16 protein-coding genes are annotated in these 15,722 nt (G+C 31.2%); 14 read left to right on the top strand and 2 right to left on the bottom strand.

All coding sequences use genetic code 11. The features are described from left to right. Window positions 1-43 precede the first annotated feature (43 nt). The 13 genes from G6N05_RS14305 (at window position 44) to G6N05_RS14245 (ending at window position 10,429) form a co-directional block, all read left to right on the top strand. Window positions 44-1,000, top strand: coding sequence for a transporter (locus G6N05_RS14305; protein ID WP_166131187.1), 957 nt, complete (start codon window positions 44-46; stop codon window positions 998-1,000). Then, a complete protein-coding gene (locus G6N05_RS14300; RefSeq protein ID WP_166131184.1) occupies window positions 1,000-2,118 on the top strand; it encodes a GTP cyclohydrolase in 1,119 nt (372 codons plus the stop codon). The genes G6N05_RS14305 and G6N05_RS14300 overlap by 1 nt, the downstream gene beginning before the upstream one ends. A 16-nt stretch (window positions 2,119-2,134) precedes the next feature. Continuing rightward, window positions 2,135-2,707 (top strand): hypothetical protein, encoded by a 573-nt coding sequence (locus G6N05_RS14295; RefSeq protein WP_166131181.1) that lies wholly within the window; start codon window positions 2,135-2,137, stop codon window positions 2,705-2,707. A 12-nt stretch (window positions 2,708-2,719) separates the two neighbouring features. Continuing rightward, window positions 2,720-3,037, top strand: a complete 318-nt coding sequence (locus G6N05_RS14290; protein ID WP_166131178.1) for a YbaB/EbfC family nucleoid-associated protein — start codon at window positions 2,720-2,722, stop codon at window positions 3,035-3,037. A 152-nt stretch (window positions 3,038-3,189) separates the two neighbouring features. After that, window positions 3,190-3,609, top strand: coding sequence for an SET domain-containing protein (locus G6N05_RS14285; RefSeq protein WP_166131174.1), 420 nt, complete (start codon window positions 3,190-3,192; stop codon window positions 3,607-3,609). Further along, complete coding sequence (locus tag G6N05_RS14280; protein WP_166131170.1) at window positions 3,606-4,112, top strand: GNAT family N-acetyltransferase; 507 nt, start codon at window positions 3,606-3,608, stop codon at window positions 4,110-4,112. The genes G6N05_RS14285 and G6N05_RS14280 overlap by 4 nt, the downstream gene beginning before the upstream one ends. A 363-nt stretch (window positions 4,113-4,475) precedes the next feature. Next, a complete protein-coding gene (locus G6N05_RS14275) occupies window positions 4,476-4,898 on the top strand; it encodes a hypothetical protein (protein ID WP_166131166.1) in 423 nt (140 codons plus the stop codon). 43 nt (window positions 4,899-4,941) lie between these two features. Next, the gene (locus G6N05_RS14270) at window positions 4,942-5,214 is read left to right on the top strand and encodes a hypothetical protein (protein ID WP_166131162.1); all 273 of its coding nucleotides are present in this window, start codon (window positions 4,942-4,944) and stop codon (window positions 5,212-5,214) included. 403 nt (window positions 5,215-5,617) lie between these two features. Then, on the top strand, window positions 5,618-6,163 hold the full coding sequence (locus G6N05_RS14265; RefSeq protein WP_166131157.1) for a GNAT family N-acetyltransferase: 546 nt from the start codon (window positions 5,618-5,620) through the stop codon (window positions 6,161-6,163). Window positions 6,164-6,564: 401 nt separating this feature from the next. After that, window positions 6,565-7,014, top strand: coding sequence for a hypothetical protein (locus tag G6N05_RS14260; RefSeq protein ID WP_166131152.1), 450 nt, complete (start codon window positions 6,565-6,567; stop codon window positions 7,012-7,014). Window positions 7,015-7,212: 198 nt separating this feature from the next. Next, window positions 7,213-8,049 carry a tetratricopeptide repeat protein gene (locus G6N05_RS14255; protein WP_166131148.1) on the top strand — a complete coding sequence of 279 codons (837 nt, stop codon included), beginning with the start codon at window positions 7,213-7,215 and terminating at the stop codon, window positions 8,047-8,049. Window positions 8,050-8,131: 82 nt separating this feature from the next. Then, the gene (locus G6N05_RS14250; protein ID WP_166131144.1) at window positions 8,132-9,400 is read left to right on the top strand and encodes an SMP-30/gluconolactonase/LRE family protein; all 1,269 of its coding nucleotides are present in this window, start codon (window positions 8,132-8,134) and stop codon (window positions 9,398-9,400) included. Window positions 9,401-9,703: 303 nt separating this feature from the next. Then, the gene (locus G6N05_RS14245; protein ID WP_166131139.1) at window positions 9,704-10,429 is read left to right on the top strand and encodes a hypothetical protein; all 726 of its coding nucleotides are present in this window, start codon (window positions 9,704-9,706) and stop codon (window positions 10,427-10,429) included. A 405-nt stretch (window positions 10,430-10,834) separates the two neighbouring features. On the opposite strand, the gene carB is transcribed toward G6N05_RS14245, so the two are convergent. Both carB and rpmH read right to left on the bottom strand, forming a co-directional pair. After that, entirely contained in the window at window positions 10,835-13,690 is a 2,856-nt protein-coding gene (gene carB / locus G6N05_RS14240; protein ID WP_166131135.1) for a carbamoyl-phosphate synthase large subunit, read from the bottom strand. 99 nt (window positions 13,691-13,789) lie between these two features. Beyond that, window positions 13,790-13,951 (bottom strand): 50S ribosomal protein L34, encoded by a 162-nt coding sequence (gene rpmH, locus G6N05_RS14235; protein ID WP_091315350.1) that lies wholly within the window; start codon window positions 13,949-13,951, stop codon window positions 13,790-13,792. 149 nt (window positions 13,952-14,100) lie between these two features. Between rpmH and G6N05_RS14230 the strand changes: the two genes are divergently transcribed. After that, window positions 14,101-14,616, top strand: coding sequence for a DUF2892 domain-containing protein (locus G6N05_RS14230; RefSeq protein ID WP_166131131.1), 516 nt, complete (start codon window positions 14,101-14,103; stop codon window positions 14,614-14,616). The last annotated feature ends 1,106 nt before the right edge of the window (window positions 14,617-15,722 follow it).

Here is a 15,722-nt window from a genome sequence, read left to right as displayed (position 1 = left end):
AATTATGATAAAATATTTACATTTGGGTTTTAAAATAAATTTTATGAAAGCGACTAATATATTTTTGTTTGCAACACTTATTGCTTCTACAATTTGTAATGCACAATTTACAGACGAGGTGAACTCCAATCGTCCAGGAAAATCAATGATGGCATTTTCTGTAGGTAAAAGCGTATTTCAAACTGAAACTGGAGTAAATTATATAACTGAAGATCACGAAAATCTTAAGTACAAAGCTAAAGGATATAATGCAGATTTTGCCATGCGATGGGGATTATTCAAGGAAGAATTAGAAGTTATTGCTGAGATTCAATATCAAAAAGATGCCTATCAACAATTTGGTGTAACTACTGACAGAAGTGCCTTGCGTCAAACAGTTTTTGGAGCTAAATTTTTATTTTACGATCCTTTCAAAAAAGGTCCAGAAAAACCTAATTTATACAGTTGGAAAGCCAATCACCGTTTCAAATGGAAACAATTTATACCTGCTTTTTCTGCGTATGCTGGAGTGAATTTTAATTTTTCAGAAAACAATCTATTCTCAAACACAACTGTTATTGAACCTAATTTTAGTCCGAAAGTAATGGCTATCGCTCAAAATCATTTTGGAAGCAGAACGGTTTTAGTAACCAACTTAATCTACAATAAAATAGGAACTGAATTCGCCAGTATCGACTACATCTTAACCTTAACTCGTGGAATCAACCAAAACTGGTCGGCATTTATTGAAAACCAAGGATATAATGGAAAATATTATAGTGATGGAATTGTGCGTGTTGGTGCAGCTTTTCTTCACGAAAAAAACATGCAATTTGATGCTTCAATTGGTACGAATATAAAAAGTACTCCTGGAATTTTCTATGGAGGAATTGGATTCACTTGGCGTTTTACTAAAAACTACAAAGAAGTGAAAATGGACAAGCCAGGAACAAGAAGTAAAATGGACAAAAAAATGGACAAAAAAGCAGATAAAAAGAAACGAAAAGACGAAGTGGAATAATGATTGAAATAAAAGAAGTTTTCTCTAAAAAAGAAATGAAGGAATTTGTAAAATTTCCTTTCGAATTATATAAAGACAATAAAAATTGGGTGCCACCACTAATTCAGGAGGAATTAGAAACTTTTGATAAAACTAAAAATCCTGTTTTTAAAACGGCTGATACACATTTTTATTTAGCCTATAAAAACAATAAAATTGTGGGTCGTGTTGTGGCGATTATCAATTGGGACGAAGTCAATATTCTTGGTAAAAAGAAAGTTCGTTTTGGTTGGTTTGATGTGATTGATGATATTGAAGTTACGAAAGCACTCTTAGAAAAAGTTGTTGCTTTTGGTAAGGAACATAATTTAGAAAATATTGAAGGTCCAATGGGATTCTCCAATTTAGATAAAGTAGGTTGTTTAATTGAAGGTTTCGACCAAAGAGGCTTGATGATTACTTGGTACAATTTTCCTTATTATGCCACACATTTCGAACAATTAGGTTTTACTAAAGAAAAAGTATATTTAGAAAGTAAATTTCCATTTTCTAATATTGATCCGACTAATTTTCAACGTATTGCCGACATGATTGAAAAAAGGTACGAATTGACTCATTTGAACTTTACCAAAACCAAAGACATTATGCCTTATGTGGACAAAATGTTTACTTTGTTCAACGGGAGTTATGCGTCTTTGCAATCTTTTGTACCAATCAATGATATTCAAATCGAATATTTTAAAAAGAAATACATTTCATTTATCAATCCCGAATTTATAAAATTTGTGATGGATAAAGAAGGTAAAATGGTAGCTTTTAGTATTGTAATGCCCGATTTTGCAGAAGCCTTACAAAAAGCCAAAGGAAAATTATTTCCAACCGGATTTTATCATTTATTACAAGCTAAAAAGAAATGCAAAACAGCTGTGTTTTATTTAATAGGAGTTTTACCTGAATACCAAAGTAAAGGTGTGACTTCTATCATATTTAATGAAAATCACATCAGTTTTAAAAAATTAGGAGTCGTAAATTGTATGCGAACACCTGAATTAGAAGACAATCATGCGGTTCATAATTTATGGAAACATTTTGATCCAGAATATCACAAGAAACGTTGTACTTTTATTAAGGAGTTGTAATAAACATTAAATAAAAATGGTTACAAAAGAGGATCTAGAAAAACGATATTGCAATTTATCGAATGAACAATTATTAGATATTATTGGAAATAAGTTTAGTTATACAGAATTAGCTGTAACAGTTGCAATTGAAGAAATTGGCAAAAGAAAAGTAACGGAAGAAGACATAAAATTATACAAAGAAAAAAAAGTCATTGAATTTAATACATTAGTACAAAAAAATATTGTTGATGATTTATCTCTTATTCAAAAAAACTTATTTTTCTTTATTTGGATTCCGTATATAACCTTTTTCTTTAAAAGAAGATTTATTGATGATGATTTCGAACTTAAGCTATTACAAGCAAATTATTATTCATGGTTTGGTTTCATAACTTGTATGATAATAACATTTGGGTGTACTTATCTTAAACTTTCAGATTATAATTTAATATTTTGGCTATTGAGTTTCCCTTTAGCATATTATTATGATGAAAAGTTTAATAGAGAAAATCAAATAAGAAAATTACAAAAGATGTTTCCAACATCAAACGAAGAAATTGATAATGAAGATGAATTATTCGAAAAAAAAGAAGATATAACAACTTAAAAAACAAAAAAAATGGACTTAATGGGAATGATGGGTAAATTAAAAGAAACCCAACAAAAAATGGAAGAAACTAAAAACAGATTAAACAACGTTTTAGTGGACGAACAAAGTAACGACGGTTTATTACAAGTAACTTTAACAGCCAACAGAGAAATTAAAAACTTCAAAATTTCAGATGAATTATTACAAGACAAAGAAATGTTAGAAGACTATTTGGTTACGGTTTTAAACAAAGCCATCACAAAAGCTACAAACGTAAACGAAGCAGAAATGGCTGCCGTAGCGCAATCAGGAATGCCAAGTATTCCAGGAATGGATATGTTTAAATAAAAAAACACTAATTTCATTTGCCACGAAATTGAAGATTCAACGAAACCAATTCGATTTATTCGATAATTCGTGGCAAACTATTAAATTATTCAACCCAACCAAAAAACTTTGCGCCTTAGCGTCTTCGTGGCAAAACAACTTCACAACTTAAAATGGATAACCACATCAACGCTTCAGAAGAAGATTATTTATACATTCAGCAATCTCAAATTCCAAATTCGGGAAAAGGCTTGTTTACGGCTATAAAAATCTATAAGGACGAAGTTATTACGGTATTCAAAGGCAAAATATTATCCGACAAAGAAGCGGAATCTATCGCCAAATCTGGACACGATCAATATTTTATTAATTTGCTTGATGGAACTATTCTAGATTCCAATCCTGTAGAATGCTTTGCAAAATATGCCAATGATGCTTCTGGATTTAGCGTTTCAGAATTTAAAAACAATGCCAAAATTGCTTTAGATGACGAAAAAAATGTATGTTTAATTGCCCTGAAAAACATCAAAGCTTCAGAAGAAATTTTCTGCAGTTACGGAAAATCATACTGGAAAAAACACGGGAACAAATGATTTCAAAAGCCACATTAATTCATGTAACCGAAATTACAAACCTTGTAAATTCGGCATATCGCGGAGAAACTTCTAAAAAAGGTTGGACAACTGAAGCCAACATTTTAGAAGGCACACGAATTACAGAAACAGAACTAATTGAAATTCTTCTAGACACCAACAATACCCTTTTAATCTATCAAGAAAACAACAAAATTATTGGTACCGTTTTATTAACCAATAAAAAAACCAAATTGTATTTAGGAATGTTAACCATTTCTCCCGAATTACAAAACTCAGGTTTGGGTAAAAAACTATTACAAGCTGCAGAAGATTTCGCACACTCGGTACATTTACCAAAAATTGTAATGACAGTAATTACTATTCGTGAAGAACTAATTGCTTGGTACAAACGCAATGGTTATTTAGATACTGGAGAACGTGAACCTTTTCCTGCAAATTTTGACGATGTTGTTTTACATTCTGAACCTCTGACTTTTATGGTTTTAGAAAAGCTTTTATAATACCTTTCAACAATTTAAAATTACTAGTTTTCAAATCAAAAAACCCTTATTTTATTAAGGCTAGCACTTCCCTACCCCAATAATTCTTTATTTTTTTCTCGACCGTAAACATTAGTTTAAAAAACCGTAAAATCGAAACAAAGTTGTTGCTTAAATTTGTTAAAACAAAATTCAAATTCATAGCTAATGATTTTTCTAATTCTAAAATTGCTTTGCTTACTAGTAAAATTTTAACAGTTTAATAATTACATTAAACTCAGATATTTAGTATTGCAAAAAGATAAGTATTCTTTAACAATAGGAAAACTAACCATTTATAAATCAACAATCAAAATGTTAGAATATAAATTAAAATATTAAAATATGACAAAAAAACTATCCAATAGCAGTATAGATTCTATCCCAACAGAATTATTATATTTTAAAACAAAATTTAACAAAGTCATAGACGAAAGAATAAAATTAGGGGAAGAATTATACAACAGACAAGTCTACACGCAATCCGATTTAAAAAACAATAAAGACGATTATTATACTTGGAGCAAATACAACTCCGAGTTTTTGAAAAATGCGTTTAATAAAGAACATAACGAATACAAAAAAAGTTATGATGATGCAGATGCTTTCTTTTTCGGATCACTTGGTTTACGAAACACACCGTTAGATAGTTTAAAAAGTTTAAAAGACAAAATAAACTATAAAATTTGCATTTTGAAAAAAATTCGTACTAAAACGGAGTACATGAAAAATCAGTTGCCTATTAAATCCATTCGAATGGCTATATAATTTTTGTAAATTTTCAACTCACTAACCTCAAAAGTGTATTTCTATGCAAAAAAACATAAATGTAATACTTTCATTAGTAAATATGTCTGAGAAAAAGCAGCATTACAAACCCATAAGAAACTTAACGGAGATAAATACATTATTTAAAAACAAACCCATTGTTTTCAATATTGCCAATAAAAAATATGCCCTAATTTATAATCCAGCTAACTACGAATTACAAGTAAAAGCCCAATACCCTACACCTGCTATAATTGCCACATTCAACCAAACTTCTAGCTTAGAACAAATACTGCACACGTTTGGGAAATTATGAAAAAGTACCAAAGAGTATTTTGTTAAAACTATAATTTGAATTTTATTTGAGCTTCTCCATATTTTTAAAGTAAAAAAAATCCAAATTTCTTAACTGAGATTTGGATTTTTTAATTTACAAAGTTAAAACTCTGCTTTATATGTCATCCTGAACTCGTTTCAGGATTTCAAGAAAAACTCGTTTGTATGGATTCTCAATATAAGCTTTGTGAAATTAATTTATAAAAATTTAAACAAATAAAACCCAATATCTAGTTTGTAAAAAAATAATTATATATTTGAAAAGCGCTACTTTATATAGAGTATTCTCCTTAATTTAGGTGGATTGTAGAAACTTTGTTACAATATAGACAAGTTATGTGGCATTTTACTCAAAAATCGTTTGATAGAAATAATTACAAAAGATGAACATAAATTTAAATACTGAAAGATTAAATATAAAACCAATTTCTATACTAAATATTGAAGACGTTTATAAGTTACAATCATTAGAGGAAACGGCAAAGTTTAATACATCGGGAATTCCCAAAAATATAAACGAAACAAAAATTACTGTTGAAAATTGGATTGTCGAAAATGCCAAAGAAGACACCAAACGATTTACTTTTTCAGTTGAATTAATTGATGAAAATGAATTTATCGGTTTGATTGGAATTAATTTAGGGAAAGAACATTATAAAAATGCGGAAGTTTGGTTTCAATATGATTATAAATTTTGGAATAAAGGTTATGCAACAGAAAGTTTGAGAAAAATAATAGATTTTGGATTTGAAAACTTGAAACTACATAGAATTGAAGCTGGTTGTGCAATTGAAAATATTGGTTCAATCAGTGTTTTAGAAAAAGTTGGTATGCTTAGAGAAGCTCATACAAGAAAATTATTGCCTTTAAAGTCTGGATGGTCAGATAATTATGGATATGCAATTTTGTCGACTGATGAAAGAAAATAATCTATAAAAAAACTAGCCACTAACAAACGCTTGGCAAGATTGCGAATTTTGCAGTAAATTCACGTTTTACATTTCGCCAGAAATCTTTTATTAGCAAGAAATAATCGTTCACGCAGCCGCTACTGCGCCAAGCCAGAACGTTTAAGCAAGCCTAAAACGCCATAACAAATAAAAATGACGCTTTACAAATAGCACTTATCACAATTAAAACCTAAAATAGGACAAATATGAAGTGGACATATAGTATCAAGAATAAACTTTTAGCGTCAATTGTGCTGCTTGCATTATGCTTGTTAGTACTTTTAAGTAATTATCTTGACAGGATACATACTCAAAATGTAAAGAGCTCAATATCTACAATGTAAGAGGACAGACTAGTTGCAGAAGACTACATACTAAAAATGACAAGTAATATTTATCAAATTAGAGAAATATTAAATGCTGACTTAAATAACACTTCGAAATCTAACGCTATCAAAAAAATAATTGAAAATTTCAATTACACATATAATGCCTACAGCAAAACAAAGCTTACAAAACTTGAAAAGGCAACAACAGTTGAGTTGACTAATTACTTTAAAAAAATGGAACAAAAAGTACTAAGCCAAAATTTTCAACCTACTGATTATACAGAAAAAGCGCTTTTATCTTTGACCAAACTTTCAAATATTCAATTAGATGAATCGAAGTCAATCATGAAGAAAGTTGAATCACAGTATGCCACAATTAAATCATCCTCTCAATTTGCTTTCGCAATCATTATAATAATTCTATTTGTACTACAAATAATGGTTTTTTCAGGAGAATCAATATTACCAATAATTAAGACAAAAGATCCAAGGCTCAATTAAAACAACCGCTTCACAAATTCTCCCAACTTTGAGCAATAAACAACCAAAAAAAAACAAAACCGTAAACATTAGCGCCAAAAACCGTAAAATCGTATCAAGTATTTGGTATATTTTTGTGGGCTTGCGAATGACTTAAGTTTTATATGCATCACGAAGTTGAGTATATTTGTGAGTTAGTAGCCATTAAAATTACACCTTATGAAAAAACACCTAATATTTACAATATATTTTATTTCAATTTTCAGTTTTGCTCAATCGAAGTTAATCTTTGATAAGAAATTTGTACAGTGCGAAGACAAATGGGTAGCATTCCCAGCTGATTCTACAGGTTCATATAACTTAGGATTTATTTACATAGATTCACAGGCTGGATTAACATTTGATTATGAAGGCTCCTTTAAAATAGATGAAAACGGTAAATTCAATTTTAAAAAAAGAGAAATGGAAGGTTCAATGAAATATCGTTTAGAACCTAATAATGTATTGGTAGCTTTTATTCCTGAAACTAAATTTTCAGAATTAGGTATCAAAAAAGTTCCTGATTGGCTGAAATTTTATAAAGAAAATGAAAATACAGTTGAACGTCAATATCGATGGGGATATATGTATAATGGTTGGGGTGAATGTGAAAAAGCGCTAGAGTTTTTAAATAAAGCTTATAAACTTAATCCTAAATACGAAGGGCTAAAAGTTGAACTAGCATATTCCTACAACTGCTTAAAAAACTATAGCAAAGCAATTGAAATTTTAATGCAATCTCTTAAAGAAGAAACCGTAACCGCATATACAATTAAAGAACTGATTTATTCACAAGCTAAAAATGGAGATTTACAAGACGCAGAAAATACATTTAATCTTTTTTTATTAAAAATATCTGATACAACCTATAAGTCAGAAAATGCATTTAATATCCTACAAGGTTATTATTTAAAAAAAGATAATAAAAATTTTCAAAGATGGTTAACTGAATCAAACATTAAAAGTGACAAAAGATTTGAACAATATGTTGAACAAATGATTACTAATTTAAAATAAACGTCTGCAACAAGCATTTGGAAAGATTGCAAATTTTATAGTAAAACCCGATAGCGCATTCTATGATAAAAAACAAAAAACCATGAGCAAGATTCTATTTTTTATTACCACATTGTTTATAAATACTCTTGTGTTTTCTCAACAAGTAACAACAGTTGCAGGCACTACTTATGGTTATTTAGATGGACCAGGATTGCTAGCACAATTTAATGACCCTAGGGGAATTTGTATTGATAGTCAAGGAAATATCTTCATAGCCGATGCTGATAATAACCGAATTAGAAAAATAGAACCAAGCGGAAATAATACTGTAACAACCTTTGCTGGTAGCGGTGTTGAGGGCTATGCTGATGGTATAGGTACAAATGCAGTTTTTAAATCTCCAAATGGAATGTGTATTGATTCACAAGGAAATATATATATTACTGATGCTCTTAATTTCAAAATTCGTAAAATTACGCCTGCAGGAATGGTTACTACAGTTGCAGGCACAACTCAAGGTTTTGCAGATGGTGCTGCAAACACCGCTAAATTTAGCTATTTAGAAGGAATTTGTATTGATGCTCAAGGAAATTTATTTGTTGCCGATGGTGGTAACAACCGTATTAGAAAAATTACACCTGCTGGAATAGTATCAACAGTTGCAGGGTCAACAAGTGGTTATCAAGACGGTACTGGAACTACTGCAAAATTCGATTATCCATCAGGTATTTGTATAGATGCAAATAACAATTTTTTTATTTGTGAACTATTTAACCAAAAAATTCGAAAAATAAATTCATTAGGTATTGTTAGTACTATAGCTGGAAGTACACCAGGCTATGCAGATGGTCAAGGAACGGCGGCAAAATTTAGTATGGCAACAGGAATTTGTGTAGATGGATCAGGAAATCTATTTGTAGCAGACCAAGCCAACAACCGTATTAGAAAAATAACTCCGTCTGGTTTAGTATCTACTTATTCAGGTTCTGTTCAAGGTAGTTTAGACGGAGATTTGTCAACAGCTTTATTTCTTATGCCAACTCATCTTATTTTTGATGCTTCATCCAACTTATATATTACAGAAATTGGAAATGATAAAATACGTAAAATATCAAATGGTTTAAGTACAAATGATTTTGACTTATTTAATTACAGTTTATATCCAAACCCTAATAAGGGTAATTTTAGTATAAACAGTTTACAAAGTGGCAGTCTAGAAATTTATGATATACTCGGGCAATTAGTTTTTACAAAAAAAGAAGTTAATACTACAAATCAAATTGAAACAAATTTAAAAAAAGGAATTTATTTGGTAAAAATAACTAACGAAGATGGAAAAACTGTAACTCAAAAAATGGTAATAGAATAAATTTTTACCCCCCCGCTCCCCCCCGCTACCGCGCGAATCCTTTCGCGTGGTAACAAAGCAAAAAAACAAAACCACACAAAAAAATCCAAATTTCATCCCTGAAATTTGGATTTTTTTATGCTTGTATTTTACAAAACCCCGCTACCGCGCGAATCCCTTCGCGTGGTCATTTAATAAAAACCACAAAACAAAAATTAACATTTTTTACGAAATAGCCGTAAATAAAATATTCTCAACGTAATAATTTTGCTCGCGATTAATATAATCGTAGTAAATAACCTATAAAACACAAAACACAAAATTATGGCATCAACATCAGAGGTAGGACACGTAAAAAACGTAGCAAACTTAGGCACAGGCATTCAAATTTTACAAGAAATGGGCGCTATGTACAATCCCTCAAACATAAACATTCAACTAGACAATCTAATCGCTATCAAAATAGCCATTGATAGTGCAATCATCACCTTAAATAGCAAAATTCCAAGCTACAAAAACGCAGTAGCCAACAGAGAAGTCGCTATCGAAAAATTAGGAAGAACATCTACAAAAATACTCAACTTCTCAAAGTCATTAAACATCACTGCAACCGATAAAGAAAACATCATGAACCATGTGAAAAAAGTCCGTGGAGATAACAAAGCAAAAGCCATAAACCCAGAAACCTCAGAAACAACCGGAATCTCAACCTCACAAATGAGTTACGACAGCAGAATCGCAAATCTGGCAACACTTATCAATTTAGTAGCCTCTCATCCAGAATATCAACCCAACGAAAGCGATATTAGTGTGGATAACCTACAAACCTTTCAACAAGAATTAAGCACATTAAGTAGTTTCGTAAACGCAGCAGGAAACGAACTAATAACCGCCCGCTTAAACAGAAACAAAATCTTGTATCTAACTGATAACAACATCATAAAACTAATGACAGAAGCAAAAGCTTATCTAAAATCATTAGGACAAGAAGCGCAACCATATCATAAAGCATTCATAAAATTAAAATTCAGAGGTCTAAATCAAAATTAATAGCTTAGAAATCTCTATTAACGCATGGTGAAACTCTAAATGCGAATGGTAAAACTCTATTAACGCATGGTGAAACTCTAAATGCGAATGGTAAAACTCTATTAACGCGTGGTAAAAGTCTAAATGCGAATGGTAAAACTCTATTAACGCATGGTAAAAGTCTAAATGCGAATGGTAAAACTCTATTAACGTATGGTAAAAGTCTAAATACGAATGGTAAAACTCTATTAACGTATGGTAAAAGTCTAAATACGAATGGTAAAACTCTATTAACGTATGGTGAAACTTTATAAACACCATATAAAACCAAAAAATCCAAACCTCGTAATTGAGATTTGGATTTTTTTTAATGTTATATAGTAACCAATGTGTCACACTGAGCCTGTCGAAGTGCTCCCGAAGACACTACTTCGTCAAATACATTTTTCTTCTTGCGTATAAATCGTAAAACTGATCGTCTTTTAAATCATCAATAAACAAAATACTTTCTCCTGTACTCTTCATCTCTGGTCCTAAAGCTTTATTCACATTCGGGAACTTACTAAAAGAGAAAACTGGTTGCTTAATCGCATACCCATTTAATTTCGGTTCAAAAGTAAAATCAGTTACTTTATTATGACCTAACATCACTTTCGTAGCATAGTTCACATAAGGCTCACCATACGCTTTCGCAATAAACGGCACCGTACGAGACGCTCTTGGATTCGCTTCAATAATATAAACGATATCGTCTTTAATCGCAAACTGAATGTTAATCAATCCAACTGTTTTTAAAGCTACAGCAATTTTCTCCGTATGATCTTTAATTTGTTGCATCACAAATTCACCTAAGTTAAACGGTGGTAAAGTAGCATTACTATCTCCAGAATGCACCCCACAAGGCTCAATATGCTCCATAATTCCGATAATGTAAACATTTCCATCGGCGTCGCAAATCGCATCTGCTTCTGCTTCTATCGCACCATCTAAATAATGATCCAATAATAATTTATTTCCAGGAATCGATTTTAATAAATCAATGACATGCTCTTCTAATTCTTGTTTGTTAATTACGATTTTCATCCCTTGTCCACCCAAAACATAAGAAGGACGCACTAATAATGGGAAATCTAACGTGTCTGCTAATTGTGTAGCTTCTTCCGCACTCTCCGCAATCCCGAATTGTGGGAAAGGAATTTTTAATTCAGTTAATAAATCTGAGAATCTTCCTCTATCTTCCGCTAAATCTAACGCATCAAACGAAGTTCCTAAAATTTTAATCCCATATTTAGATAATTTTTCCGCTAATTTCAAAGCAGTCTGACCACCTAACTGTACAATTACACCTTCAGGTTTTTCATGCTGAATGATGTCGTAAATATGTTCCCAGAAAACCGGTTCGAAATACAATTTATCCGCCGTATCAAAATCAGTAGAAACCGTTTCTGGATTACAGTTAATCATAATCGTTTCATAACCACATTCTTTCGCAGCTAAAACCCCATGAACACATGAATAATCGAACTCAATTCCTTGTCCAATTCTATTCGGTCCAGAACCTAAAACCACTACTTTCTTCTTGTCGGTTACAATACTTTCGTTATGAACGTATCTTGTACCATCTGCTTTTTCAATCTCTGCTTCAAAAGTCGAGTAATAATAAGGCGTTTGTGCTTTAAATTCTGCCGCACAAGTATCCACTAATTTATACACACGTTGAATGTTCATTTCATCGCGTAATTTGTGAACCTGACTTTCCAAACAACCCATCATATGAGCAATTTGTCTGTCTCCGTACCCTTTTTGCTTAGCTTCAAGTAATAATTCTTTTGGTAAAGAATCAATTTTATATTTCGAAATTTCTTTCTCTAAGTGGAATAATTCTTCATATTGTTTTAAGAACCACATGTCAATTTTTGTGATTTCATGAATTCTACTTAATGGAATTCCCATCGCAATAGCATCATAAATAACAAAAACTCTATCCCAACTTGCAAACGTTAGTTTTTCAATAATTTGGTCGTAGTTGCTATATCCTTTTCCGTCAGCTCCTAACCCATTTCGTTTAATCTCTAAAGATTGAGTCGCTTTGTGTAAAGCTTCCTGGAACGAACGTCCAATTCCCATTACTTCTCCAACAGATTTCATTTGAAGACCTAAAGTTCTATCCGCACCTTCAAATTTATCAAAGTTCCAACGTGGTATTTTTACGATTACATAATCTAAAGTCGGCTCAAATAAAGCAGAAGTCGATTTAGTAATTTGATTTTGTAATTCATCTAAGTTATATCCTAAAGCTAATTTCGAAGCGATTTTCGCAATTGGATAACCCGTAGCTTTTGAAGCCAATGCCGAAGAACGAGACACACGAGGATTGATTTCAATCGCCACAATATCTTCTTTTTCATCTGGTGAAACCGCGAATTGTACGTTACAACCTCCTGCAAAATTCCCGATAGAACGCATCATTAAGATGGCCATATCACGCATTCTTTGAAAAGTTGTGTCCGATAAAGTCATCGCTGGCGCCACAGTAATAGAATCTCCAGTATGAATTCCCATTGGATCCATATTTTCAATCGTACAGATAATAACCACGTTATCATTACTGTCACGTAATAATTCTAATTCGTATTCTTTCCAACCCATTAAAGCTTTGTCAATCAAAACTTCGTGAATCGGTGAAGCTTCTAAACCATAAGTTAAAGCTGCATCAAAATCTTCTTTTTTATAAATAATCGCCGCTCCAGTTCCACCCAAAGTAAACGAAGGACGAATTACCAAAGGAAAACCGAATTCTTGCTCAATCTCTTTCCCTTTTAAGAAAGAATTAGCCGTCTTAGCAGGCGCTTGAGGAATCCCGATTTTATTTAATAAGTTTTTAAACTGTTCTCTATCTTCCGTAATATTAATCGCATTGATATCAACTCCAATTAATCTTACGTTAAAATCTTTCCAAATTCCTTTTTCATCTGCCTCAATACACAAGTTTAACGCAGTTTGTCCACCCATTGTTGGTAAAACAGCATCAATTTGAGGATGTGCTTTAAGGATTTCTATAATAGATTTAGTGGTAAGAGGTTTTAAATACACATGATCCGCCATAGTTGGATCAGTCATGATAGTTGCAGGGTTCGAATTGATAAGAATAACTTCAATTCCTTCTTCTCTTAAAGAGCGCGCTGATTGTGATCCAGCATAATCAAATTCGCAAGCTTGTCCGATTACAATTGGTCCAGAACCAATAATTAATACCGATTTAATTGAATTGTCTTTTGGCATGTTGTGTGTTGTTGTTGTGGGTTGTATTACTTCGCAATTATAAAAAAAGGTGCTACTATAAAAATAGTAACACCCTGATATTTTATTTAAATAAAAACATTATTTTTTATGTCTTGGTTCACAAGATACAGTCAATTTATGTCTTCCTTTAGCTCTACGACGAGCAAGCACTTTTCTTCCGTTAGGAGATGACATTCTGTCCATGAAACCGTGCTTATTTCTTCTTTTTCTCTTTGATGGTTGAAACGTTCTCTTACTCATTGCTAGTATTTTTAAATTCTATATAATTCTTTAATAAATGGCTTTCTTTAAACCGAGTGCAAATATACAAAGACTTTTTTCAAATACAAATACTTTTTTAAAAATATTTTTAATAGATTTTATTACCTTTGCAATCTAAACTAAAAATCATGTTCAATAAAAACATAAAACTTATTGTTGCTGCGAGTATTATAGCGTTTGCAATCTATCAATTTACAGAAGGAAATATAGGAAATGGTATTTTCTTACTACTATTATCAGCTATTTTTATCTTATTTTATTTTAAAAACGAGTTAATTATCTTGTCTTTTCTACAATTAAGAAAGCAAAATTTTGAAGGAGCAAAGAAATATTTAGATATGATTAGCAATCCAGATACGGCTTTAGTAAAAAAACAACAAGGGTATTACAACTACCTAAATGGCTTAATGGTTTCTCAAACTAACTTACATCAAGCTGAAAAATACTTCAGAAAAGCAATTGAATTAGGTTTAAGCATGGATCAAGATTTAGCCTTAGCCAAATTACAATTAGCAGGAATTGCCGCTTCAAAAAGAAGAAAAATAGAAGCAGAGAAATTATTAGGTGAAGCTAAAAAATTAGACAAACACAATATGTTGAAAGATCAAATTGTAATGATGAAACAACAATTGAAAAGAATTTAATACTTTAAGAGTCCCAAACGGGACTCTTTTTTTTGCTTAATTTTAAAAAAAATGATGTTTTTCACACTAAAAACAGTTACGAAAATCACTCTTCAATAAATTATTTTATCTCCTAAAGATAAAATACTTTCTATACAATATTCCAATCTGCACGAATTAACAGCAGTACTTTAACCTACACAGGATACAATCCACCTTTTAATAAATACACTTCATTTACAAGTAATTAGAATCAATCCCAAAATTGCTTAAACAGACAAACACAAAACAGAATAAAGAACAAATGAAGAATAAAAAAACAATAAAGAATACTTTTATCTTAAGAAACGAAATTAGAATAATTCCATCCATTTAGTAAGAGAATTTTATATAAAAAACATCCACAACATCCAATTCCCCTTCTTAAAAACGATTGAATTTACCTCTAAAAAACATAAATGCAGTCATAATTAGAGCATTTATTACCAAAAAACATATTTATTATTACTCATGTTTTCTTTTCTGGGCGTTCCCTCGTTGCACAAGTATTACTTTAACCACAGGTTTAGTCTTACAACGAGGTCGTGTGTTCCGCTATATCTTTTATTTTGTTGCAAACGTTTGGTATTGAAACATGTAAGCAACAAAAAAAAGGATGCCACTCCACCCACTAACGCATAGATTTTCATAAGATATAAACTGCTATAAACAAAAAAGAATCTGAAACAAGTTCAAATTAAACAAAAAAATCGTCCCATCGGGAAGACATATAGGTTAAAAAGGATGCCACTCCACCCACTAACGCATAGAATTTCATAAGACATACTTTCCTATAAACAAAAAAGAAACTGAAACAAGTTCAAATTAAGCAAAAAAATCGTCCTATAGAGACGATATTTAAAGATTAGGTTATCAAAAAAAAGAGACTTTTAACACTAAGAAAGGAGACATTCAGCAACAAAAAAGCCACTTCACCCAATTTTACACTCCTATTCATAAGTTAAAAACTGCTAAAAACAAAAAGAATCTGAAACAAGTTCAGATTAATCAAAAAAAAGTCCCATCGGGACTAGATTTAGGTAAAAAAAAGCCTCAATCTAAAAGATTGAGGCTTTAATAAAAGAAGG

It is taken from the genome of Flavobacterium bernardetii (genome assembly GCF_011305415.1).
GTDB classification, from domain to species: Bacteria; Bacteroidota; Bacteroidia; order Flavobacteriales; family Flavobacteriaceae; genus Flavobacterium; species Flavobacterium bernardetii.
This window is presented reverse-complemented; position numbering and strand designations above follow the sequence as displayed.

Excerpts from the sequence above, each read along its gene's own strand:
- G6N05_RS14305 (WP_166131187.1), top strand. The coding sequence starts at position 44 with ATGAAAGCGACTAATATATTTTTGTTTGCAACACTTATTGCTTCTACA.
- G6N05_RS14300 (WP_166131184.1), top strand. The coding sequence starts at position 1,000 with ATGATTGAAATAAAAGAAGTTTTCTCTAAAAAAGAAATGAAGGAATTT.
- G6N05_RS14295 (WP_166131181.1), top strand. The coding sequence starts at position 2,135 with ATGGTTACAAAAGAGGATCTAGAAAAACGATATTGCAATTTATCGAAT.
- G6N05_RS14290 (WP_166131178.1), top strand. The coding sequence starts at position 2,720 with ATGGACTTAATGGGAATGATGGGTAAATTAAAAGAAACCCAACAAAAA.
- G6N05_RS14285 (WP_166131174.1), top strand. The coding sequence starts at position 3,190 with ATGGATAACCACATCAACGCTTCAGAAGAAGATTATTTATACATTCAG.
- G6N05_RS14280 (WP_166131170.1), top strand. The coding sequence starts at position 3,606 with ATGATTTCAAAAGCCACATTAATTCATGTAACCGAAATTACAAACCTT.
- G6N05_RS14275 (WP_166131166.1), top strand. The coding sequence starts at position 4,476 with ATGACAAAAAAACTATCCAATAGCAGTATAGATTCTATCCCAACAGAA.
- G6N05_RS14270 (WP_166131162.1), top strand. The coding sequence starts at position 4,942 with ATGCAAAAAAACATAAATGTAATACTTTCATTAGTAAATATGTCTGAG.
- G6N05_RS14265 (WP_166131157.1), top strand. The coding sequence starts at position 5,618 with ATGAACATAAATTTAAATACTGAAAGATTAAATATAAAACCAATTTCT.
- G6N05_RS14260 (WP_166131152.1), top strand. The coding sequence starts at position 6,565 with ATGACAAGTAATATTTATCAAATTAGAGAAATATTAAATGCTGACTTA.
- G6N05_RS14255 (WP_166131148.1), top strand. The coding sequence starts at position 7,213 with ATGAAAAAACACCTAATATTTACAATATATTTTATTTCAATTTTCAGT.
- G6N05_RS14250 (WP_166131144.1), top strand. The coding sequence starts at position 8,132 with ATGAGCAAGATTCTATTTTTTATTACCACATTGTTTATAAATACTCTT.
- G6N05_RS14245 (WP_166131139.1), top strand. The coding sequence starts at position 9,704 with ATGGCATCAACATCAGAGGTAGGACACGTAAAAAACGTAGCAAACTTA.
- carB (WP_166131135.1), bottom strand. The coding sequence starts at position 13,690 with ATGCCAAAAGACAATTCAATTAAATCGGTATTAATTATTGGTTCTGGA.
- rpmH (WP_091315350.1), bottom strand. The coding sequence starts at position 13,951 with ATGAGTAAGAGAACGTTTCAACCATCAAAGAGAAAAAGAAGAAATAAG.
- G6N05_RS14230 (WP_166131131.1), top strand. The coding sequence starts at position 14,101 with ATGTTCAATAAAAACATAAAACTTATTGTTGCTGCGAGTATTATAGCG.